Source organism: Bifidobacterium oedipodis (genome assembly GCF_012932425.1).
Lineage (GTDB): Bacteria > Actinomycetota > Actinomycetes > Actinomycetales > Bifidobacteriaceae > Bifidobacterium > Bifidobacterium oedipodis.
Map to the genome: position 1 here is coordinate 26,234 of NZ_JAAIII010000005.1, position 22,340 is coordinate 48,573.

Annotated in this window: 21 protein-coding genes; 11 read left to right on the forward strand and 10 right to left on the reverse strand. The window is 58.8% G+C overall.

Translation table 11 applies throughout. The features are described from left to right. The first annotated feature begins 328 nt into the window (after positions 1–328). The 9 genes from G1C95_RS08510 (at position 329) to G1C95_RS08550 (ending at position 10,058) form a co-directional block, all read left to right on the forward strand. Positions 329–718: a Rid family detoxifying hydrolase gene (locus G1C95_RS08510; protein WP_169172540.1), complete on the forward strand. Its 390-nt coding sequence runs from the start codon at positions 329–331 to the stop codon at positions 716–718. A 265-nt stretch (positions 719–983) separates the two neighbouring features. Continuing rightward, a complete protein-coding gene (locus G1C95_RS08515) occupies positions 984–1,886 on the forward strand; it encodes a lysophospholipid acyltransferase family protein (RefSeq protein WP_169172692.1) in 903 nt (300 codons plus the stop codon). A 114-nt stretch (positions 1,887–2,000) separates the two neighbouring features. Continuing rightward, positions 2,001–2,999: an NAD(P)H-dependent glycerol-3-phosphate dehydrogenase gene (locus G1C95_RS08520; protein WP_169172541.1), complete on the forward strand. Its 999-nt coding sequence runs from the start codon at positions 2,001–2,003 to the stop codon at positions 2,997–2,999. Positions 3,000–3,115: 116 nt separating this feature from the next. Further along, positions 3,116–4,309, forward strand: a complete 1,194-nt coding sequence (locus G1C95_RS08525) for a D-alanine--D-alanine ligase family protein (RefSeq protein WP_169172542.1) — start codon at positions 3,116–3,118, stop codon at positions 4,307–4,309. A gap of 167 nt (positions 4,310–4,476) precedes the next feature. Continuing rightward, the gene (locus G1C95_RS08530; protein ID WP_169172543.1) at positions 4,477–5,646 is read left to right on the forward strand and encodes an ABC transporter substrate-binding protein; all 1,170 of its coding nucleotides are present in this window, start codon (positions 4,477–4,479) and stop codon (positions 5,644–5,646) included. Positions 5,647–5,717: 71 nt separating this feature from the next. Further along, positions 5,718–6,641 (forward strand): ABC transporter permease, encoded by a 924-nt coding sequence (locus G1C95_RS08535; protein ID WP_169172544.1) that lies wholly within the window; start codon positions 5,718–5,720, stop codon positions 6,639–6,641. Continuing rightward, entirely contained in the window at positions 6,632–7,507 is an 876-nt protein-coding gene (locus G1C95_RS08540; protein WP_169172545.1) for an ABC transporter permease, read from the forward strand. Before G1C95_RS08535 ends, G1C95_RS08540 begins: the two co-directional genes overlap by 10 nt. 4 nt (positions 7,508–7,511) lie before the next feature. Next, positions 7,512–8,756 (forward strand): ABC transporter ATP-binding protein, encoded by a 1,245-nt coding sequence (locus tag G1C95_RS08545; protein WP_169172546.1) that lies wholly within the window; start codon positions 7,512–7,514, stop codon positions 8,754–8,756. Positions 8,757–9,008: 252 nt separating this feature from the next. Continuing rightward, a complete protein-coding gene (locus tag G1C95_RS08550) occupies positions 9,009–10,058 on the forward strand; it encodes a CPBP family intramembrane glutamic endopeptidase (protein WP_417852268.1) in 1,050 nt (349 codons plus the stop codon). A gap of 104 nt (positions 10,059–10,162) precedes the next feature. On the opposite strand, the gene G1C95_RS08555 is transcribed toward G1C95_RS08550, so the two are convergent. From G1C95_RS08555 to G1C95_RS08570, 4 genes are read right to left on the reverse strand one after another with little or no spacing between them, the layout of a single operon-like run. Beyond that, positions 10,163–10,951: a mechanosensitive ion channel family protein gene (locus tag G1C95_RS08555; protein WP_169172548.1), complete on the reverse strand. Its 789-nt coding sequence runs from the start codon at positions 10,949–10,951 to the stop codon at positions 10,163–10,165. A 59-nt stretch (positions 10,952–11,010) separates the two neighbouring features. Next, a complete protein-coding gene (locus tag G1C95_RS08560) occupies positions 11,011–11,664 on the reverse strand; it encodes a TetR/AcrR family transcriptional regulator (RefSeq protein WP_169172549.1) in 654 nt (217 codons plus the stop codon). Between the two features lie 32 nt (positions 11,665–11,696). Then, positions 11,697–12,977, reverse strand: a complete 1,281-nt coding sequence (locus tag G1C95_RS08565; RefSeq protein ID WP_169172550.1) for a DUF2974 domain-containing protein — start codon at positions 12,975–12,977, stop codon at positions 11,697–11,699. Positions 12,978–12,983: 6 nt separating this feature from the next. Then, positions 12,984–13,355 carry a GntR family transcriptional regulator gene (locus G1C95_RS08570; protein WP_205832787.1) on the reverse strand — a complete coding sequence of 124 codons (372 nt, stop codon included), beginning with the start codon at positions 13,353–13,355 and terminating at the stop codon, positions 12,984–12,986. Positions 13,356–13,592: 237 nt separating this feature from the next. On the opposite strand from G1C95_RS08570, the gene G1C95_RS08575 reads away from it, so the two are divergent. Then, positions 13,593–14,144 (forward strand): NADPH-dependent FMN reductase, encoded by a 552-nt coding sequence (locus tag G1C95_RS08575; RefSeq protein ID WP_169172551.1) that lies wholly within the window; start codon positions 13,593–13,595, stop codon positions 14,142–14,144. Positions 14,145–14,259: 115 nt separating this feature from the next. Here the strand turns inward: G1C95_RS08575 and G1C95_RS08580 are convergent, their stop codons facing one another. After that, entirely contained in the window at positions 14,260–16,257 is a 1,998-nt protein-coding gene (locus G1C95_RS08580; protein ID WP_169172694.1) for a DEAD/DEAH box helicase, read from the reverse strand. 172 nt (positions 16,258–16,429) lie between these two features. Between G1C95_RS08580 and G1C95_RS08585 the strand changes: the two genes are divergently transcribed. Beyond that, positions 16,430–17,017, forward strand: coding sequence for an adenylate kinase (locus tag G1C95_RS08585; RefSeq protein ID WP_169172552.1), 588 nt, complete (start codon positions 16,430–16,432; stop codon positions 17,015–17,017). A gap of 138 nt (positions 17,018–17,155) precedes the next feature. Here the strand turns inward: G1C95_RS08585 and G1C95_RS08590 are convergent, their stop codons facing one another. From G1C95_RS08590 to G1C95_RS08610, 5 genes are all read right to left on the reverse strand, one after another. Beyond that, positions 17,156–17,668: a GNAT family N-acetyltransferase gene (locus tag G1C95_RS08590; RefSeq protein ID WP_169172553.1), complete on the reverse strand. Its 513-nt coding sequence runs from the start codon at positions 17,666–17,668 to the stop codon at positions 17,156–17,158. A gap of 241 nt (positions 17,669–17,909) precedes the next feature. Continuing rightward, entirely contained in the window at positions 17,910–19,205 is a 1,296-nt protein-coding gene (locus tag G1C95_RS08595) for a hypothetical protein (protein ID WP_169172554.1), read from the reverse strand. 62 nt (positions 19,206–19,267) lie between these two features. Next, positions 19,268–19,423, reverse strand: coding sequence for a hypothetical protein (locus G1C95_RS08600; protein WP_169172555.1), 156 nt, complete (start codon positions 19,421–19,423; stop codon positions 19,268–19,270). Further along, the gene (locus G1C95_RS08605) at positions 19,420–20,715 is read right to left on the reverse strand and encodes an MFS transporter (RefSeq protein ID WP_169172556.1); all 1,296 of its coding nucleotides are present in this window, start codon (positions 20,713–20,715) and stop codon (positions 19,420–19,422) included. The genes G1C95_RS08600 and G1C95_RS08605 overlap by 4 nt, the downstream gene beginning before the upstream one ends. Before the next feature lie 163 nt (positions 20,716–20,878). Further along, positions 20,879–21,916, reverse strand: a complete 1,038-nt coding sequence (locus G1C95_RS08610; RefSeq protein ID WP_169172557.1) for a PfkB family carbohydrate kinase — start codon at positions 21,914–21,916, stop codon at positions 20,879–20,881. Positions 21,917–22,340: the final 424 nt, after the last annotated feature.

Consider the following 22,340-nt stretch of genomic DNA (forward strand, 5'->3'; position numbering starts at 1 on the left):
GTCATGCTGCCGATAAACAGCATGACGCAAGTTGTATGCCACAGTACAATCCACCCGCACAAAATCGACCTCCACAGGTGACGTCGGATGATGTGCGGGTGTTGTGTTTCATGTGTTTCTGACGGTAGTTGGCTGTCCCTGAAACAGCCCCTGAAATAACCCCTAAGACTGTGTGCACGGCTTCCGCTGTCTGCGATAGTGGCAGATATGTTGCCGAGCATGTTGGCCAGCCCGTATTGCGGGCATGGTCAGGGGCTCGTAACGCTGGTTTCTTATACTGTGGCGCGACAATGCAATAACGCATGCTCGTGTTCATAGGAGGAACAGTATGAGCGAGAAAATGGAAGCAGTAGCCACTTCTGAAGCGCCGGCCGCGCTGGGCGCGTACAGCCAGGCCGTCAAGGCCAACGGATTCGTGTTCGTCTCCGGCCAGCTGGGCATTGACCCGGCCACCGGCGAACTGGCTGGCGAATCCGCCGCCGAGCAGGCTGCTCAGGCGCTGAAGAACATTAAGCACATTCTCGACACTGCCGGCACCGGCATCGAGCATGTGTGTCGCGCCACCATCTACCTGAAGAACGTGGAGGACTTCAAGGACGTGGACGCCGTCTATGCGCAGGCGTTCATCGGTCCCGTCAAGCCCGCGCGCGTGGCCTTCGGCAACAACATGATCCCCAAGGGCGCGCTGGTGGAAATCGACGCCATCGCCGTGCTGTAGTTGGGCATATCGGGCACGGTACTACGGCTGGGCTGTGACTTGTCACGGGTGACCTTCCGGTTGTCACGGTTGACCTGTTGATCGTCACGGTTCACCTGCGGAATGGTTACATACCTATGTAACAATTCGGCAGGTGAACCGTGACAACTGATAGGCGAACGGTGATAACCGACAGATGAACCGTGACGACCGACAGTCCGGCCAGCTCAGTCAGCCAGCCCAGCCAGCCAGTCCGTTGGCGTCGGGTTGCGGCACAATAGTGGGCATGGCATCCAAAGGAAAACCCTCACCGCGTTCAGCCGTCTCGCCGTTGAGCGACACACAGGTGGCCAAACTGGCCGCCAAACACACGCTGGTTGACCCCACCAAGTATTACCCTACCGGCCCGCGCACGCCCAATCAGGCTGAAATCGACGCCCAGAACCCCAAAGCCACCAAACGACTGCTGGCCGGGGTTTCCGTAGTATTCCGAGCCAGCTGCAAAACGCGCGCCTGGGGTTTGGAACACGTGCCCGAAACCGGCCCGTTCATCACCGCAGCCAGTCACGTCACCATGTTCGACGTATTCGTGCCGATGATGAGCCTGTTTCATATGGGCCGCCGCCCCCGGTATATGGCCAAGGCCGAGATGGCCTCATGGCCGCTGATCGGCAAATGGTTCCAACTGGTGGGCATGCAGCCGGTGAAACGCCACTCCGGTCAAGCCAAGGCCATTGAGGAAACCTCGATTTCGATTCTGACCTCCGGCCGCCCCTTAACGATCTGGCCCGAAGGCACCGTGACCCGCGACCCGAAGAAATGGGTGATGAGCATCAAGGAAGGCGTGGGGTATATCGCCCTTGAATCCTCGCGCCGTTTGGGCCGTCAGGTGCCGATTTTCCCCGCCATTACCTGGGGCGCCGCCTCCATCAACCACTGGTGGCCGTGGCCGCGCAAGAACGTGGTGATGTGCTACGACGAGCAACTGGATTACGCCGACTTGCTGGCCGATATGGATTCGTGGGGAGCGGAGCCGCCCGCCGAAGCCGTTAACGAACTGACATGGCGTGTGTTCCGCCGCATGAACGCCGTGTTGGAAGAGATTCGTGGTGAAGCAATGCCCGAGGCCGGCTATTGGGATTATCGCGCCATGGCTCGCAAGCCTTGGCCTGCACAAACCGAGCAATAGTTGCTACAAAGGAGTATGAATAATGGCAAAACGTACTGCACTAGGTGCAGGTGACGTTGCGCGGCAACAGCCGCGAAGGAATGTGGCAGTAGTGCCCCAAAGGAGGTTGGCGTAATGGCAAAGGTTACAGTATTAGGTGCAGGTGCATGGGGCACCGCCTTCGGCCAGGTGCTGGCCGACGCAGGAAATGACGTGCTGATGTGGGCGCGAGAACCGGAGATCGTGGAGTCGATTCGCGAACGGCACTGCAACGAGGTGCGCTTGCCATCCGTCGCCAAGCTGCCTGACAATATGACCGCCACCGGCGACCGCGCCGAGGCGGTGAAGGACGCTGAAATCATTATCGTGGCCATCGCCGCCCAGTTCGCGCGCGTGGCCCTTGAGGAATTCAAAGGGCTGATTCCCGATAAAGCCATTATCGTCAGCCTGATGAAAGGCATCGAACGTGGCACGGGCAAGCGTATGGATGAAGTGGTCAAAGAGGCCCTCGACCTGCCCGACGGTCGTTTCGCGGCCCTTTCCGGCCCGAACCTGAGCAAGGAGGTCGCCGCGCGCAACCCCGCAGGTGCGGTGATCGCCTCTTGCAACCCCTACGTGGCGCTGCGTGTGGCCCGAGCCTGCCAGACCAACTATTTCAAGCCCTTCACCTCCGAGGATGTGATCGGTGTGGAGATGTGCGGCTCGATGAAGAACGTCGTGGCGCTCGCCGTCGGCATGTCGCGCGGCGCCGGCTACGGTGAGAACACCGCCGCCATGATCGAGACGCGTGGCCTGGCCGAACTGACCAAGCTGGGCATCGCCGCCGGTGCAAAGGCCGAAACCTTCGCCGGTTTGGCGGGCTTCGGCGATCTGGTGGCCACCTGCTCGTCGCCGTTGAGCCGCAATTTCACATTCGGCTACAACCTGGGCAAGGGTATGAGCGTTGAGGAAGCCACTCAGGTGAGCAACGGTGTGGCCGAAGGCGTGCCTACCGCCACCGCCGTTCTGGCACTGGCCAAGGAAGTTGGCGTATCCGTGCCGCTGGCCGCCGCCGTAAGCCGCGTGATCAACGATGGCATCAGCTTCGATGCGATGATGGCCGAACTCTTCGGTGAAGACATCACCGAAGAATAGGGAACAACGGCGAGTACGCTAGCAGACAGCAATACATAAGCAGTACATAATTGACATTGGCCATCGGCCGCATATATACGCGCCGGTGGCCAACACGATGAATATGAAGGATGGATATGGCCAAGAAACGCATTGTGGTGCTGTATGGCGGGCGAGCCGACGAGCATTCGATCTCTTGCATTTCCACAGCCGGCGTGCTCAACGCCATGGATACTGAGCGTTTCGAACCGATTCCGGTGGGCATCACCAAAGATGGCCAGTGGATTGTTAATGGCGAGGATCCGCGCGGATGGAGCCTTGATGGCGGCGAACTGCCGACCGTGACGATTACGCCCGGCTCCCGCCCGGTGCTGTTGGATCCCACGCGTGGCCAGGATGGTTTCTTCGCCGGCGAACCGGATCATCTGAACACCGCCGACCATGGGTTTGGCACCAGTTTCGTAAGCCTGTCCGATCCGGAAATTCATCACGTCATCACTTCGCTGGGGCATATCGACGCAGTGCTGCCCGTGCTGCATGGTCCCTATGGTGAGGACGGCACCGTTCAGGGCCTGCTGGAGATGATGAACGTGCCGTATGTGGGCTGTGGTGTGTTCGCCTCCGCCGCCTGCATGGACAAGCATTACACCAAGGTGGTGCTGGGTGCCGCTGGCATCCCCACTGCCCCCGGCATCATGGTCGACGCCCGCAACTTCACCGCCGCCGAAGCGTTGGCTTCCATCGAAGAGGCCGGACTGGCCTACCCGCTGTTCGTCAAGCCCTCGCGCGCCGGATCCAGCTTCGGTGTGACTAAGGTGGAACGCGCCGACGATCGCGAAACGCAGCTGGATCGTCTGACCGCCGCCATTGTGGAGGCCGGCGAGCACGACTGGAAGGTGCTGATCGAACAGGGCATCGACGGCCGTGAAATCGAATGCGCCGTGCTGTGCCCTGAACCCGGTGGCGAGCCCGAAGCCAGCTGGCCGGGCGAAATCGTGCTCGACCGCCGCGAAGACGGCGACGACCAGTTCTACGATTTCGATTCCAAATACATGGACTCCGCCGCCAGCCATGTGGAAGTGCCCGCCAACCTGCCGGTCAGCGTGCTGGAGGATGTGCGTGACGTGGCCCGCCGCGCCTTCAAAGCCGTTGACGGTGCAGGCTTGAGCCGTGTGGACACGTTCGTCACGCCCGACGGCACGGTGATGGTTAACGAGATCAACACCATGCCCGGCTTCACGCCGATTTCCATGTATCCCAAGGCCTGGGAGGCCACCGGTGTGGGATACACCGAGCTCATCACCCGCCTGATCGAAGGCGTGCTGCGCTAAGCAGCAAAAGCAGTTCACCGTGCGTTCGCCATTGTTCAGCCACTGTATGGCAAATGGCGAACGCAATTCATATTCAGTCTCCTTGCGCGACAGATAAGGCTTCTAGATTCACTCCTTGGAATCAACTATGGGATTTCCAAGAGGATAGTGAATAAAGGAACCTTCTTATGAATAATCTGCGCAAGATCATGGCGGCCCCGCTGGTTGCCGTGCTGGCACTGTCAATGGCCGCCTGCGGCACCAGCAGCTCCGCCTCCGAAAACGGCGATCAGCAGGGAACCGGCAAAGCCATCACTGTAAGCGAAAAGTCCGCCAAAGCCACCTCTCTGGCCGATTTCGGCACCATGGAGGATTTGGAGAAAGCCGCCAATGAAGAAGGCGCGCTCAACGTCATCGCCCTGCCGCACAACTGGTCCAACTACGGTGAAGTGATTGAAGGCTTCAAGAAGAAGTATCCGGACATCAAAATCACCGAGCTCAACCCGAACGCCTCCTCCAAGGAAGAGCTCGACGCCGCCAAAACCAATAAAGGCACTGACGCCGCTCCCGACGTATTCGACCTTGGCCAGGCCGTGGCCGCCACCTCCACCGACAATTTCGCCGCATACAAGGTGGCCGCGTGGGATAAGATTCCGGACGAGCTTAAGGACACCGACAGCAAGTATTACGCCGATTACACCGGCATCATGTCCATCGGCTGGAACGCCGACAAATACGGTGACATCACCAAGCTTGAGGATCTGCTTGATCCGAAATTCGCCGGCACTGTGGCGCTGAACGGCAAGCCCGCCGAAGCCGGTGCCGCATTCAACGGCTATCTGATGGTCAACCAGCTCGCCGGTGGCGACATCAACAACCTGCAGCCCGGACTGGACTTCTTCAAGAAGCTTCAGGATGCCGGCAACCTCACCACCGTGGACGTCACCGACGGCACCATCGATTCCGGCCAGACCGGCGTGGTAGTGGACTGGAGCTACAACCAGGCCTCCTACCAGTCGTCGCTCAAGGCCAAGGGCGTGAACTGGAAGTACAAGACCTTCCCCAAGGCCCAGGTCGTCAGCTACTACAATCAGGCCATCAACGTGGATGCTCCGCACCCCGCTGCGGCTCGCCTGTGGGAGGAATACCTGTACAGCGCCGACGCACAGAACCTATGGCTTAAGGGCGGTGCCAACCCTGTGCTGCTCGACTCCATGAAAGCCGACGGCACCGTGGACCAGGATATTTTGAAGGACGCGATCACCGTTGAAGGCGACGCCATCTCCTACACCAACGACGACTCCACCCGCATCACCGAGTGGCTGCAGAACAACTGGGATAAGACCATCGGCAACTGACCGTTGCCCGGCCTTTCCTCTGCAAGCAACTGTTGAAATCAACTGCTGAAAGCAACTTGAAGGCAACTGATATGACTGCTGCAATCGTTTCGAGCGCGCCCGCCACTGGTAAGGGCGCGGCCCGATCCGCCACTTCCGCACTGGCGAAGCATCGGCAGGAGTTAAGCACCGTCGCGGTGACCATTCCGTTCTTCGCCTACACCGCGTGCTTCCTGCTCGCGCCCACCATCATCGTGATCATCGGCGCATTCCAAACGAGGGACGGTGGCTTTACGCTCGCCAACTTCGCCAAACTCGCCGAACCGAACACCATCTCCGCATTCGTCACCTCGATTCTCGTCTCCATCGCCTCTTCGGTGATCGGCGCAATCGTCGGTGGCCTCGCCTCCTATGCGCTGGTGATCGGCACCAAACCCAACGGCCTGCTGCGGCGCATGGTTTCGGCCATCTCATCCGTACTCGCCCAATTCGGCGGCGTGATGCTGGCGTTCGCGTTCATCGCCACCATCGGCATCAACGGCATCGGCACCATGCTGATCAAAGCCGTGACAGGGCTGACAGTGAACCCCAATTGGCTCAGCTCCCTGCCCGGCCTGATCACCATATACTGCTACTTCCAGATTCCGCTGATGATCATCATCTTCCTGCCCGCAGTCGATTCAATCCGCCCGCAGTGGCGCGAAGCCTGCGAATCGTTGGGCGGCAATACGTGGGATTACTGGACGCGCGTGGCCCTGCCGATTCTGGCCCCCCGCTTCATCTCCGCTTTCCTGCTACTGTTCGCCTCCGCATTCTCCGCCTATGCCACCGCAGCCGCGCTGTTCTCACAGCGTTCGATTCTGGTGCCGTTGATGATTCAGGGCGCGATGCGCAACGAAATGGATCCCAGCCAGCAGGGCTTCGCCCAAGTGCTGGCGTTCGCGATGATCATCGTCGTGGCCATCGTTATGATGCTCAGCCACGCCGTGGAAAAGAGGGCCGGCCGATGGCAGTGAACAATGCCGACAATACCGCTCCTACTGCTCCTATGCCGCCGCAGCTCAGGGCGGCGCGAGCGCGCAGGCAAAGCATCATCAAGTTCGTCATCCTGTTGTTTACGCTCGGCTTTCTGTTGGTGCCGCTGATTGCCATGCTGGTCTTTACGCTGCGCCACCCGCTGTCCGGGCGTTGGTCGCTGGCCCCATGGGTGGCGATTTTCACCGGCAACGGCGAAACATTGGGTGCGGATCTGACCGTGCTATGGCAGGGCTTGGGCTCATCGCTTGCCCTGTGCGTGGTAACGGTGGCGATTATGCTGCTGCTGATGGTGCCGACGATGGTTATCGTCCATATCCGTTCGCGTGCGCTGGAACGTGCCATCGAATGGGTTGCCACCCTGCCCCTGACCATCCCCGCTATCGTGCTGGTGGTTGGTTTGGGGCCGATTTACCGGTGGCTGTCCGCCGACGTGCTCAACACCAATCCCATCTGGCTGTGCTTTGCCTATGTGGTGCTTGTTATGCCGTTCGCCTTCCGCGCCATTGCCGTGGGGTTGAACTCCATCGATGTGAAAACCCTCGTGGAAGCCTCACGCTCGCTCGGTGCCTCATGGCCCAAGGTGTTCTTCAAGGTCATCATTCCGAACCTGTGGCAGTCGATTCTGTCAGCTTCGTTCATCTCCATCGCCGTGGTGCTGGGCGAATATACAGTCGCCTCGCTGCTCGGGCGTATGAATCTGCAAGTCGCGCTCTACCAGCTCGGCCAATCCAACTCTCAAATCTCCACCGCCATGTCGCTGCTGGCCCTGCTGTTCGGCGTGGTGCTGCTCGTCGCCCTCGACCTGATTTCGGGCGCGATGCGCAAGCGTAAGGAAGGCAAGTAATACCATGCTCAACCAACCAACAACCAGCCAATCGGCCACCAGACATGCTCTGTCGCAGGACGAGGACGCGTTTAAGAACGATCCCGCCGCCAGCCTCGCCGGCGTGCGTGGCAAAGACGTGACCCGCGCCGCCAAAGCCCTGTTGAAGGATTCCGCCAAGCGCGGCGGTGGCTCCATCCAAATGCAGGACGTGGTCAAAATCTATCCCGGTGCCGCCAAGCGTGCGCTGGATGACTTCAACCTTGACATCAAGCCCGGCGAAATGGTGGTGCTGCTCGGCGGCTCCGGCTGTGGCAAATCTACCGCGCTGCGCTCGCTTGCCGGCTTGGAAGACATTCAAGGCGGCCGCATTCTGGTCGGCGGTCAGGATGTTACCGGTACGCCTGTGAACAAGCGCGAAATGGCCATGGTATTCCAGTCATATTCCCTGTTCCCGCATATGACCGCGCTTGAAAACGTGGCCTTCGGGCTTGAAGTGCGTGGCATGGGCAAGGCCGAGCGTCGCAAGACCGCCATGGAGCAGCTGGAATTGGTGGGATTGGCCGATCAGGCCGGCAAATACACGCAGCAGATGTCGGGCGGACAGCAGCAGCGTGTGGCATTGGCTCGTGCCCTGGCCATTAAGCCGCGCGTGTTGTTGCTGGACGAACCACTTTCCGCACTTGACGCCAAGGTTCGTGTGCAACTGCGTGACCAGATTCGCTCCATCCAGCTGACCACCGGCACCACCACCGTATTCGTCACCCATGATCAGGAAGAGGCGCTTGCCGTGGCCGATCGTATCGGTGTGATGAACAAGGGTCGAATCGAACAGATTGCGGCACCTCGCGATCTCTACCAGCGTCCCGCCACCGAATACGTGGCCACCTTCATCGGACTGACGAACCGCATGCCCGGTGCCTCCAACGGTGAGGAAGCCGTGGTATTCGGCCAGCGTCTGCCGCTGATCACGGGCTCTGCTCAAGGCGATGCCGTGACGGTGCTGATTCGTCCGGAAAACCTCACATTGATACGTGCGGATGCCAACGATTCGCATGTGGGCGAGCATGCGCGCGTAGCGGCCATCCACTTCCTTGGCGCGCTGGTGCGTGTGGATACGGTAATTACCTCCGGCGAATATCAGCACAGAGGCAATAGCAAACCGCTTGAAGTCACCGTGCAGCTGCCAGCCGGCGAATTGCCCGACGGACTTGCCATCGGAGACGACGTCATCGTCACGCCCCGGCCTGTCGCCGCCCTCGCCTGCTGATTGTGGCTGGTTGTGGCTGAGATCGGTGTCCAGTTATGGTTCGCCTGTGGTTTGGCACGGTTCGCCTGCGAGATTGTTACATAGGTACGTGATAATCCCGCAGCCGAACCGTGCGGATCGTTAGTTGAACCGTGCGGATTGTTAGGTGAACCGTGATAATCCACAGTACGAATGGGACGGCCAGCTTTAAGATGCATGATTTTGCCAGATTGCTGTGGAATACTGGTGCCCATGAATGAACCGAGCGAATCCATGCCGAATATGCCATCTCAGCAGCAGCCCCAACAACAGCCTCAGCCTCAGCCGACACCGAATCCGACACCGAAACGCGTCTGGTGGGTGGAGGCCGGCCGCAACTTCTCGCTGATTGGTGCGGCGCTCGCCATCATGTTGGTGTTTTGGATTGCTCTCAACATATTGGCCAGCAACGCGTTGGCTTTACTATTCCCAGGCGGCAATATGCCGACTTGGGCGCTGTTCCTGGCCTCCAGCGGCCCGCTGTATGCGATCGCCATGCCACTGAGCATGCTGGTGTTCACGCGCGTGCCGGCCATCGAAACCCGTAAGTACAACATGGGGGCGAAGGAATTCTTCCAGCTGCTGATCATGTGTGTGCCGGTGATGTATCTGGGCAACATTATCGGCAACATGTTCTCGCAAACTGCCACCGATGGGCAGGCCGTCGATCGTGTGTCATCGTTGCTGATGGGGTCGCAATGGTGGGTTACCGTTCTGTTCGCGGTGATTTTGGGGCCGATTTTTGAGGAATGGATCTTCCGCAAAGAGATTATTTCGCGCCTGCGCCGCTACGGCGAACGCACGGCGATCGTAATCTCCTCACTCGCATTCGCGCTGTTCCACCAGAACTTCTTCCAGTTCTTCTATGCCTTTGGCTTGGGACTGCTGTTTGGCTACGTCTACATGCGCACGTCGAAGCTTATCTATCCGGTGCTGATGCACATGCTCCTCAACTTCAACGGTTCAGTGATCGCACCATTGCTGCTGCGTTCGGTTGACTCCCGGATTCTTGACGGCTCGCTGAGCGAAGCCGATCTGCTGAGCATGATTGAAAACGGCAACCTGGGCGGCATGGGCGCGATGATGCTGTACGGCATGGTGCTGTTCGCACTGGTCATCACTGGCATTGTGCTGCTGGTCAAATGGCAGCGCCGCTGGGAATTCTACACCGCGCCTGAAGAATTACCACGAGGGTCGAAGCTGCGCATTTCCATCGGCAATCCCGGCATGATCGTCTATATCCTGATCGCCGTGGCGTTGTCGGTGCTGATGCTGTTCCAGTAGTTCGGTATCGCTGAGACCGATATCGCGCTGAACCGGCATCAATAGGCTATGGCGTAAGCCCGTTATCGGTCCGCCCTATGCTTCGGTCTGCTCCATGCTTCGGCCTACTCCTCACTGGAAGTATCATCCGCCACCAGCCAGTCCTCACCGGCAATAGCGCGGGCAGCACGGTCGCAGATTGTAGACAACAGCACGCCCTCGCGCGCAAACATCAGAATCTGGCCAGTCTGACCGTAGGGCGAAAAGCCGGTGAATTTGACGATCGGCGACTGGCCTTCCATAGCCAGATCAGCCGTGGCCTCGGTGACTTTGGCAACGATTTTCTCGCTGATCGTCGTAGGATCGGCCGTGGCTTTTGCGGTGAATTCCAGCGTTGCTAGGGCTTCAGTAGTCGGTGTGAGCTTGGTCAGGGCGGCGGTGTTCAGCACCGAATTCGGGATGACCATGCGATCGCCGCCGCGGGTCATCACCACGGTCTGCCGCCAGGTGATATCGCGCACAGTGCCGGTGACGCCTTGGATGGTTACCAGGTCGCCGGGCTGGATCACATGGCCCAGCATCAGGCCGAAGCCGCCGATCACGTTCGCTATCGTGTCTTTCATACCCAGCGAAACGGCAACGCCGCCGATGCCGAGGGCGGTGATGATGGTGTTGGGATTGATGCCGAACACCGGTTGCATCACCATGGCCACGCCTGTCACCCAAATCAGCACGCGCGTTAGATTCACAAAGATGGAGGCGCTGGGGATATTCGATTTATCCAGTACGCGACGTAGCAGATCCGATATCAGCTTGTCGGCTACGGCGGCGATAACAATCACCACCGCCAGCAGGATGATTTTGTTGAGATTCGCACCCAGTAGGCGCACTACGGCATTCAACCAATCGTTCATGCGCTCCATCGTAACGGTTGGGGTGCTTGTGCGCTGGGCTGTGGCTGATTGTTGTGCGGCTAACGGCTGACGATAGTCTGCGGTATGCCGCCTGCGAAAATACGATTGCAATATTCGAGCAGATCCTCGCGGCTCATGGCCAGATAGATGCCCATGGCCAGCACGGCCACGTCCTCCTTGACCAGATCCGCAATATCGATGGTGTCGCTCAGCTCAGGCCATCGGCGCAGAATCGACAGAATGCCACCGACGGTGAATTCCACCATAAGATCGGTTTTGAGGTCAAGCTGGTCGGACTCCAATTCAAGCATGCTCAGAATTTGCAGTCGTGCGAAATCGCGCAGTGATTCGGCCAGTTCGGGCGAGCTGTGCGGACCAGCCAGCGTGGCGAGCCTGTCAAGACGCTGACGCTGAACAGGGTCGGCGAGAATGGCGGTGACGCGCTGTGACCATTGCTCGCGCGGATCCGCGCTGGGGTCAGGCGTGGAACGCAGGAACGGCATGGCCTCGACCTGATGCAATATGGCGGAGTCGGCGAGCTCGGGCAAGCCGGAGAAATGATAGTAGAACGAGTTTCGGTTCACGCCGGCTTCGTGCACGATGTCGGTGACGGTGATTTTGCGCCAGTCACGGTCGGCAAGCAGTTCCCAAAACGCATTCTCCATACGTTCGCGGGCGGGCAATATTTCGGAATCATGGCGTGGGCGTGGCATGAATTCCTCCTGATAGTCACAGTGCCTAATAATTATTGGACAGTATAACCAATATCACTGGACGAAGAACGCTTGGTGCGTGCGGTGGCGGCTTTGAACAGAATGCCCAGCGCGGCGGCGATATTGCGCCGATCCTCGGCGGTCAACCCCACATAGGCACCCAGCATCGAAGGGATCGAAGCCGGCAGATTGCTCATCACATCGTGAACGCTGGCCGCGCCATTGGCGTGCAGCACTTTGAACAGCGCATCCACCGCGCGCTCGCGCTGGCCGGGCGTCAGATTCGCAATCCAACGGTTGAGCTCCTCGTTGAACAGCTGCGAACTGGAACTCAGCGACGGCTCCGTAAGAAAATCATCCCCCTCGATTTGCCAGGTGAACGCATTGTGTTGCATAAGACCGTCCGAATCGGAGGCGACCACACGGCAAGGCTCCGGGGTCTCGAAAATCATGCCGACAATCGACGAATCGGGCACAATCTTCGTCACCTTCGGCAAAATCGCCTGATATTCCGGGCTGGTGACCACCTGCGGGGGAAACCCTGGGCCATCGAGCGAATACACGTGCCTGATGCGCCGACGCACCTTTTCGTCGGCGTTCATGGCCGCGTAAATCGCCAGATTGCCGCCTTTGGAATGGCCCACCAGCACAATCGGCCCTTTCCACAGGCGCGCCACCGTGTCTAGGTAGGCGCTGGCCGCGCGTTGGGCCGGCACCGGGTATTGGAAGGTCATATTGAAATCCTCCTTCCAGCCGATCAGCGAATCATCGGTGCCGCGCAGTGAGATGACCAACGTGCCTTGATAGGTCGGATCCTTGGCGCGTGGGCCGTCGGGCAGCTGGAAGGTGACCGCGGCGAACTGCGTTTGCTCTCCGGGATTGACATGCTCGACCACCGCACCCAGTCGCATCGATGAGAAGCGGGGGCTTTCGCCGGCGACCTGGAACAGCATGTGCGTGGCCGAGCCGTCCACGAAGCTCACGATTTGCGCATCATGGGGCTTATCGTCGTCCTCGGTATCCAGTGAACGATGCAGTTCCAGATTGGCCTCTTCGAGGCTCACCGATTCAAACGTGGGGTGCCAGAGCCTGCGGAAGGCGATCCACGGATGCTTGGGCTCGAAGACGCGAATACGTGTGACAAAGGAGTCGGTAAAGGAATCGGTGCGAGCTTCGTCAAGCGCAAGTTTGGGGGATATGCGAGCCACATCCTCATACACCAGCGTGGCAAGCACCAGCGCATCGACCTCGTTGAACGGCAAGTCGCGCAGCGAGCGCGTCTCTTCGCGCACATAATCAATGATATTGGCCATAATCGCCTACAATTCCGGGGCGGGCATGTCCCACATGCTGCTGATGACGCCGTGGATCTCCGACTGGCTGATGCCATGCTTGTGTGCGGTGCTCACCAGCACCTGCACGGCGGCCAGCGTTTCGCAAGGTGCCTGCTCTCGTTCGGCGACGCGTGCCGGCTTGCCTGGTGACGTGATAATCATGCCCTTATGCTCAAGTTCGCCATACGCGCGCTGTACGGTGCCCGGCGCCACGTCGAGTTCGCCGGCAAGCTGCCGGATGGATGGCAGATTGGTGCCGGCGGCGAGTTCACCTGTGCGAATCAGGCCGGTGAGCTGCGCTACGATCTGATCGAATACGGGAGCTGCGCTGGCAGTGTTGACGCTGATGGGAAGCATGCGCAATCCTTTCTTCCGTTCAGTCGGTGCTTTGGCGGCGGCTGAAAACTGTACTACAGCAATAGTACAGTTTGCTGGCTGCGCAGGCGCGGAATTCCGCCATTCTTCACTGCTGGCATAGTATGTCGGTAATGAGGCGGCACAATGATGCGCGTCTAATATTGTTAACGTATTGCAGCGGATCTGGCGTTCGGGCTTATGCGCCTGGTCGCTTCGACCGCACCAAGGGGGAGTATCATGACTCAGCTTCTGTTCATTGTGGGCAGCCTGCACAAGAACGGCTTCAACGCCCAGCTTGCCGAAGAGGCCAAAACGTTGATCGGCGACCGTGCCGATGTGAAGTTCTTGGATTACACGGATGTGCCATTCTTCAGCCAGGATATCGAGTTCCCGAATCCGCCGGCTGCCGTGTCCGCCGCGCGTAAGGCCGTGGTCGAGGCCGACGGTGTGTGGATTTTCTCGCCGGAATACAACTACAGCTACCCGGGCGTGCTCAAGAATCTGCTGGACTGGCTGTCTCGCCCGCTGGAACCGTTCCCGGCACAATCCGCTTCCGTGCTCGCCGACAAGAAGGTGGCCATCGCCGGCGTCGCTGGCCCGCGCACCGCTGCGGCCGGCACTCTTGGCAAGCTCGCCGAGCTGGTCGGCTTCCAGTCCGAACTGCTGCCGGAGCGTACTGGTGTGGCGCTTGCTCCCGAAGCTTTCGGCACGGGCAAGCTTGAGCTGAACGACGGGCAGAAGGCCGAGCTGTCTGCCGAGGTTGAGGCCTTCCTGAAGTTTGTGGCCTGAGTGCGTAGCCGCCAGCAGCAATAGCGAAGCGCGGCCGGTAGGGGAATCGAATCTGATGTTGTTGATTCCCTACCGGCCGCGCTTCGCTGTATTAATCGGCGTCAACTAGCGTCAATCAACGCGTGCGGAACGGCGCTCGATTGGACTTGGAACGGCGATGATGCGACTGCTGGAAGCCGCGATCGAAGCCGCCGCGTGCGGACGATGACGTTCGGCCGTCAGACTGCTTGAACCGTTTGGTTTGCTTGGCTTGCTTGACTTGTTTGGTCCGCTTCGCCTGCTTGGATCGCTTGTCCTGCGCGAAGTCCGCGGAATCGACGAAATCGCTGTGCTTGCGCGCCTGCGTGCGGCGATCGTGACGCTTGGCATCCTCACTGCGCAGATCCTCAGTAATGCGAATCGGCTTATGATGCACGCGCTTGCCGCCCTTGCGGCCACGCGGCTCCTCGACAATACGACCCTCGGCACCACGCGACTTACGCTGATCCGAGCGACGATCCGAGCGTTGCGCCTGCTGCTGATCCGCGTAGCGATCCTCGCGATGATTCTCGCGGCGGTTCTCGCGACGGGAATCGTGACCGGATTTGTGGCCGGACTCATGGCTGGCTTCATCAAACGAATAATCGTTGTGCGAAGCCTTACCTTCCCACTGATTTTCCTGCTGATTCGCCTTGCGATCCTGCGTCCGCTCACGGCGTGCAGTCTTGTTCGCGAAGCTATCTTGCCCCTCAGCCTTGCGCTCGTTCCTCTTCTTGGAACGGCGACGCTTGGACGAGGATTTCGCGTCAGTAGCCCCTGGACGCTTCTTCGGCTGCAGCGGCGCCAGCTCCCAATCCTGCACCAGTTCGGCAGTCTCACCAACCAGTTCCAGCACTTCGGGAGATTTCGGCGTCACCGCAATCGCCTTGACCTTGATGCCTGCGATGGCCAGCATACGGCGGGTTTCGCGGCGCTGGTTGGGCAGCACCAGCGTGACCACGTCGCCCGTATGCCCGGCGCGTGCGGTACGGCCGGAGCGATGCAGGAACGCCTTCGGATCCTCCGGCGGCTCGACCTGCACCACCAGCTCCACGCCGCCGACGTCAATGCCGCGAGCAGCCACATCGGTGGCCGCCAACACATTCACATCGCCGTTCTCGAACGCCGCCAGATTGCGGTCGCGCTGGTTCTGGTTGAGGTTGCCGTGCAGCTGGGCGCAGGGGATACCCTGCTTGGTCAGGCTTTTCGCCAGCTTCATGGCTTGGAATTTGGTGCGGGTAAACAGGATGCGCTTGGCCGTTCCGCTGGCCAGCAGGCGCACGATCTCAGGCTTCTCGCCCTTGGTGATCTCGAACACATGATGCGTCATTTCGTCCACCGGCGAGGTGGCATCATCCACGCTGTGTTCCTTGGGGTCCTTGAGGAATCGTTCGACCAGCTTATCGACACCGTGGTCGAGCGTGGCGGAAAACAGCATGTGCTGCGCATCAGGGCGGGTTTGCTCCAGCAGTCGTTCCACCGGGGGCAGGAATCCCATATCGGCCATTTCGTCGGCCTCATCAAGCACGGCGACCTGCACGGCGGATAGGGTGAGCAGGTTCTGGCGCAGCAGATCCTCAAGACGACCCGGGCAGGCGATGACGATATCGGCGCCGGCGTTCAGCGCGGCAACCTGACCGGAGTATTTCACGCCGCCATACACGGTGGCCGTGGTCATGCCGTACGCTTGGGCGAGCGGCAACAGCACGTCGTTAATCTGATTGGCAAGCTCACGCGTGGGTGCCAATACCAAGCCGCGCGGCTGCGGCAAGCGGCCGGAACGGTGGGCGGAGGAACGCTTGTCGCGGTTGGAGCGACGGCGTTCGACTTCACGCTGGGCCTCAAGCTCAATATCGGCGATATCCGATGAGGATTCGCCAAGCCTGGTCACCAAGGGCAGGCAGAAAGCAAGTGTTTTGCCGGAGCCGGTGCGGCCGCGGCCAAGAATATCGCGGCCGGCCAGCGAATCGGGCAGAGTATCGGCCTGAATGGGGAAGGCGGTGGTGATGCCGTCGGACGCCAGCACGCGCACCAGAGGCGCGGGCACACCAAGTTGAGAAAAGGTTACAGGGTTATCACTAGTAGACACGTTGATCTTTCACATCAGAAAATAAATAGCACTTTAGTTTAGGTCGAGCTCACGATAAGCGTCGCGAGACCTGCGTGGCGACCTTTGCGGAATCCCTGCGCTGCGTGAATTGTGGTATATCATGGGGAAGCATGTTCTGATGATGACAAGGTTGTCAAACACAAGGGAGGTTCAGATCATGAGAATGCTGATGATGGGTCCGCAGGGCGTTGGCAAGGGCACGCAGGCGAAGATGTTGGCCGCGCGTTGCGCCATTCCGCATATTTCCACTGGTGATGTGTTCCGTGCGAATGTTTCCGCCGGAACCGAACTGGGCAAGCAGATTGAAAGCCTGATCAATGCGGGTGAATTGGTGCCTGACGCACTGACGGATCGCATCGTCGCCGACCGCTTGGCGCAGCCGGATTGCGCCAACGGTTGGATTCTCGACGGGTACCCGCGCACCATCGAACAAGTGCGCGCCTTGGATGCGGTGCTGGAGCAGTCCGATCAGCGTATCGATGTGGTGTTGGAGCTGCGCGCCGATTATGACGAGCTGATCAAACGCATTCACGAGCGCGCCCAGATTGAGGGGCGTGCCGATGATAATCCCGAGGCGGTTGCCAAGCGGTTGCAGACCTATGACAAGGAAACCGCGCCCCTGCTGGATATTTACCGAGATCGCGGCTTTGTGGTTGCCGTGGATAGCGAGGATGTCATCGAAGACACCCAAGCCAGCATCGTGAAGCACCTCCAACAGTGCGGCCTGCCCGGCGTGAAAATCTAACCGCACGCTTGTTGTACACGAAATAGTGCGAAAAAATGTACAGCTTGTACACGAAATTAGGTAATTTCGTGTACAAGCAAAGGTGTTGCGGTGACTGCATCGGTGTATCGTACGCCTGAAATTCGGTGTTTTGTTGGCTCAGTGTGTGGATGTGGTGGCGATACGGGTGTAGTAGTGGGTATTGTCCTCGTGATCAATACGTGCGCCGCAATGCTGCTGGACCTTAAGGGACGCGACATTGGTCTTGTGTACCGAAAGATACGCCTCGTCGATGCCGAATTCGTTGTGAGCTTTCTCGAGGGTGAGCTTCAGGCCTGCGGTTGCATATCCTTTGCCGCGGTAGGCGGGCGCAATACCGTATCCAATATGGCCCGGGCCTTTGCGCAGAAAATCGTTGAGCCGGTGGCGCAGGTTGAAGATGCCAACGTATGCGCCATCGTCATCAACGAGGATGTATTTGGTGGCGGGCACGTATCCCTCAGGCAAGTTGATGCCCGCGGCCGTATTCTTCAATTCGCGTAGGTAAGCGTCAAATTCGTCCCGATTCAGACCTGCGGCGTCGTTCTCGAACCCATTCTCATCGGCCGGAAACTGCTGAAACAGTTCGTAGGTCTTCCCCAAATCACCCATCCAAGCCTCAATCAGTTGCATGGCTGATTATGTTACTACTGGTTGCGCGTCGGGATGGTGCCAAATGCCGCGTATGGGAGCAGGCTTCGCAAGGTGCTGCGATGTGCCCGTTCCCTAGGGTGATCTTGCGACCTTCATTTACATGCCGTAAGTCTAGGAACAAGCAAGCAAGATTGTCTGATATCAAGACTGGGAATAAGTAAGGCCGGCTGATGGTGTTTTCAGCCGACCTTCGAATGCGTCATATTGCAATCCTGAAATGTCATTCTAGGATGCGGGGGTTGGTTGCGGGGGCCGACGAGAGGTAACCCTCAGTGAACGGCAGCGTTAGCGAATCATTGACTTTGATGCTTTGAAGAAGGTGCCCATCATCCCGCGAGTAACGGGATATGGTGATGGTCTTCCGAAATCTATCGGTGCCGGGAACGACGATGACACTGAATGAGCCCTTCCCGGTGTTCATGTAACACCGGCCCCAGCGCGGCGACTTATCGGGCACTGACGCCTTGACCACCTCCCTACATACCCCGGTGTGGATGTTCACGGCGATGACCTGACCGGTCGATTCATCCACCGTGAGCAACTCGTCCCCGCGGAGGGACTGCAGGTCGCTGACTGACGCGTTAAACCCCGCATCAGCGGAATCATAGAACGGCTCGCCAACCCTATTTCTTACGGGTATGGTCGTGACTTCGCCAGTTTGTACATTCCAAGTGTTCATGGTCACGAGGAATCGTTTCCAATCGAACTCTTCGTCGATACCGTAGAGTTTTTGAACGGGCATCGAAGTGATGTAGTGAATGACGTCGTTATTGCACGGGGGTGGGTATTCACCCCATAAGGCGAGTGCGTTGCCATAGGTATAGCGGCCGGTTCGCTCGTCATAGCCTCTTCCCATGAACTGCTTGCCGGCCTTCTTCATCGTGATATGATCCGGCTTTCGGAAACGGCGCAGGTTCAGGATCGCGTTGCCGTCCCCGTTCTCGGCAGGCTCCGACACAGTGTAGATGCCAGAAGCGCAGGACGCCATCAAAGTGACCGGCCCGTCGCCGAAGGTCATCTCGCGGTTCTCCACGGCGTCGCCTTTGCGGAACGTCATTGTCACAGCATTTGAACCATCCGGGTTGATGCCATTGTCATAGGCGTTGACGATCCAACCGTCCGCATCCCTGGCCACGGCGCTATTGAGCGGATCTTTTTTAGGATTCTCCCATGTGGTTATCTTGCCCGACCAGTCGATGTGGTAGTCCTTGTCTTCGTCACCGAAGTACAGTCCGTTTTCATCCCAATAGGGGCGCATCGTCAACATCCGCCCGGTTTTCATCAACTTGTACGACCCATCCTCACGGATGAACGCGAGATATTGAACCTTCCTCGTTGACGCCGGTGTCACACTGAACGGAATCACCGCCACATAGTCAGAAAGCACATAACGGTCGGCTCTCCGCAACCGGTTCTCCGTAATCGGGCCCACAATCGGGCCAGAACATCCCAGGCACAGGGAGACGCACGACATCACGATCACGCTCAACGCAGCCAGAACTTTGTTCTTCTTCATTGAAACTCCTTGAGTCTTCGTTGACTAGGATGTGTGAACGATTGATAAAGACCGGCCATGAATTATGACTTGGCGAATGCGAAAATACTCAAATCAATTATAACTGGCGCGGTAATCAGTATGTGGCCGTCTTCATCTTCGCCGACTATGGTAACGCCCTTGGCGGCGGGGCTGGATGAATTCACCCCGTCGCCAATAATTTCGGCATCCTTCATCATGCTCGTGTGGGGTCTTTTTGCAGGATGAGGAAGACTAGGGCGAGCACTAGCAGCAGGGCGATGGAGAGCACGCCGATGGAGGGGTTGCCGGTGAGGGTTGTGGTGGTGGCGACGAGGAAGGTACCGATGATCGAGGCGGTTTTGCCGAAGATATCGTAGAAGCCGTAGTACTCGTTCGCGTGATCTTTTGGAATGATCTTGCCGTAATACGAGCGCGACAACGCTTGGATGCCGCCTTGGAACATGCCGACCATAATCGCCAGAATCCAGAACTGCAGCTCGGTTTTCAAGAAGAACGCGGCGAAGAACACAATGCACATATACGCCACCACGGCCACCATAATCATGGGCTTGGCACCGAAACGGCCGGCCAGTCGGCCGTACAGAATCGCGCAAGGGAAGGCGACGAACTGCGTGACCAGCAGCGCGATCACGAGCTGTGTGGAATCGAGCCCAAGCTGCGTGCCGTAGGAGGTGCTCATAGTGATCACAGTGTTCACCGCGTCGATGTAGAAGAAGAACGCAACCATGAACATCCACAGCGGCTTATTACGGAAGATTTTGCCAAAGGTCGCGCCCAATTCGCGGAAGGTACCGCGCACAGCCGTTCCCAATTGGTCGCGAGTGGCGCGGTAATGCACCTGCCGATAGCTCGTCAGCAGAGGGATAGTGAACGCCACCCACCAAATGGCCGTAATTACAAACGAAATTCTGGTGCATAGCGCAGTATCAAGCCCCAGCAGCGCCGGGCCGCCGAAAATCAGCGCGATGCACACAAGGAAGGGGATCGTGGAGCCCACATAACCCCAGCCGTAGCCGTGCGAAGACACCTTATCCATACGCTCATTGCTGGTGGTATCGATAAGCATCGAATCGTAGAAAGTCAGCGAGCCGTTGAGGCCTATGGTGGCCAACACATAAACGACAAGGAACGCCAGCCAGCCCAGCGGCAGGGCCATTGCGCAGCACATCACCACGCCGGTCAGGAAAAATCCGAGGAAGAACTTCACCTTCATGCCCTGCACGTCAGCGATGGAGCCGAGCAGCGGCATCAGCACAGCGATTACCAGCGAGGCGATGGTCTGCGCGTAACCCCACGTGGACACGATATTGTCTTGGCCGGCAGCCTCAAGCAGCGAATTCGCGTAAATCGGAATCACCGCGGTGGAAAGCAGCACGAACGCCGAATTGCCCACGTCGTAGACAATCCACTGCTTCTCGCGTTTGGTGAGCTTACCGCTCGGGGCGGCGGCGTTAGACGCTTTATCGTCTCGTTGTTCTCGCACGGCCATTTCACAACTCCTTACGATTGCATAACAACACTCCATCGTAAGGGCTGCGACTGGGTGCCGGAAGCGTCTGAGTTGAACGTCATATGAATTATTCGAAAGCGCCTACGCGCCGGCACCCAAGTCTGTTTGGAGATTTATCGCGGCTTTATCGAGCCTGTAAGGCCTATCGAGCCGATTGAGCCGTCGGCTGTGCGATCAGTGCCGCGGCCTCGTCATAATCCGGGCACTGTGGGATGCCATTGATATTGCGCTGGATGGCAATGGACGTCGCCGCGTTGGCGATGCGCACCGCTTCCGTAAGCTTGCGCCCATCGGCCAGCATTGCACACATCGCTCCGGTATGGCAACCGCCTGCCGAACGGGTGTGCACGGCTTTGGTGGGATAGCCTTCCACGTGCACGGTCTCGCCACCCGGTTCGCGCACCCATGCGCCGCGGGAGCCGACGCGCACCACCAGCGGCGCGCGCAACGTGGTGCCCAGGCCCTCGCAGAGCTGACGCATGAAATCGTCAAGCCCGCCGCCGATGGTCACCTCCGAATTGTCGATCGGCGCTCCCAGCCGTTCGGCCAGGGTGGTGGCTTCCTGGCGGTTGCACGACCAGATTGGTCGCGCCAGCACCAGATCCTCCAGCATATGATCATTGACCAGGCGCAGCGTATTGGTCGGATTGATCACCAGCGAATAGTCGCGTGCGGTGGGGTCGGTTCCGGCGCGCAGCAGGAAGCCGTCCACGCCGGCCGCCGTATGATCCATCAACGTATTGCCGCTGATATGTACCACGTCACCATCCTGTGGTTCCAGCATGGCGAAGGTATCGGGGCCACCGTGAGCTTCGGCACCATAGGATGCGATGAAGGTCTTCTTCGGCTGGCCGGAGTTGAGCACCACACGGAAGCCGGAATCCTCGTCAAGACGATCCTGGCCGGTGTGCGTAATGCCGTTGTCGGAGAAGGATTGGCGGATGAAATGCGCCCACAAGCCATTGCCCAGAATGCCGGCATGTTCGGTTGGCGTGCCCATGCGGCTGGCGGCTTCAAGCACCCGATAGCTGCCGCCGATGGCAGGCTTGGGGTGGTCGGCCACGGCGAATCCTCCCGGTGAGGGCACGTCGTCCACGTTCATCATGATGTCTACCCACACTTGCCCCATGGAAATAACAGTGGGCTGGTGAGAGCTGATACCTCGCCGAAGATTCAACATAACGGCCTCCTTACGTTGCTTCTGTGCCAAGAAACCCCTTCGTTTTCTTGAACCACATATATCGAGATTATATGGGAGTTCACTGAATAGGGGATAGGCAATGGGGCGTGTTGTATCGGATAAGCCGATCGTTTCGGCTGCCGCAGGGAGGTTGTCGGGCGGTTGTGCCGGTAGGGCTGCTGCCTGTTTCGTATCTGGTCTGCCGCGGCTTTCTTGCCTTGACGGGCGGCGTTGCAACGGTGGAACCTGATTGGCGCGGGCGGGCTGTTCGCGTATGGCGCAATCGCCGCTGAATCCGCATGATACGACATTGACTTGCGTTTGTCGGTATTGGGCTATATATTTGTGAAGTTGTGTGTTCAGCGCGACGGGTTAACTGCCGTGAGGAGCACAGGAAAGACTTGACAGTCAAGGTTTAAGGGAG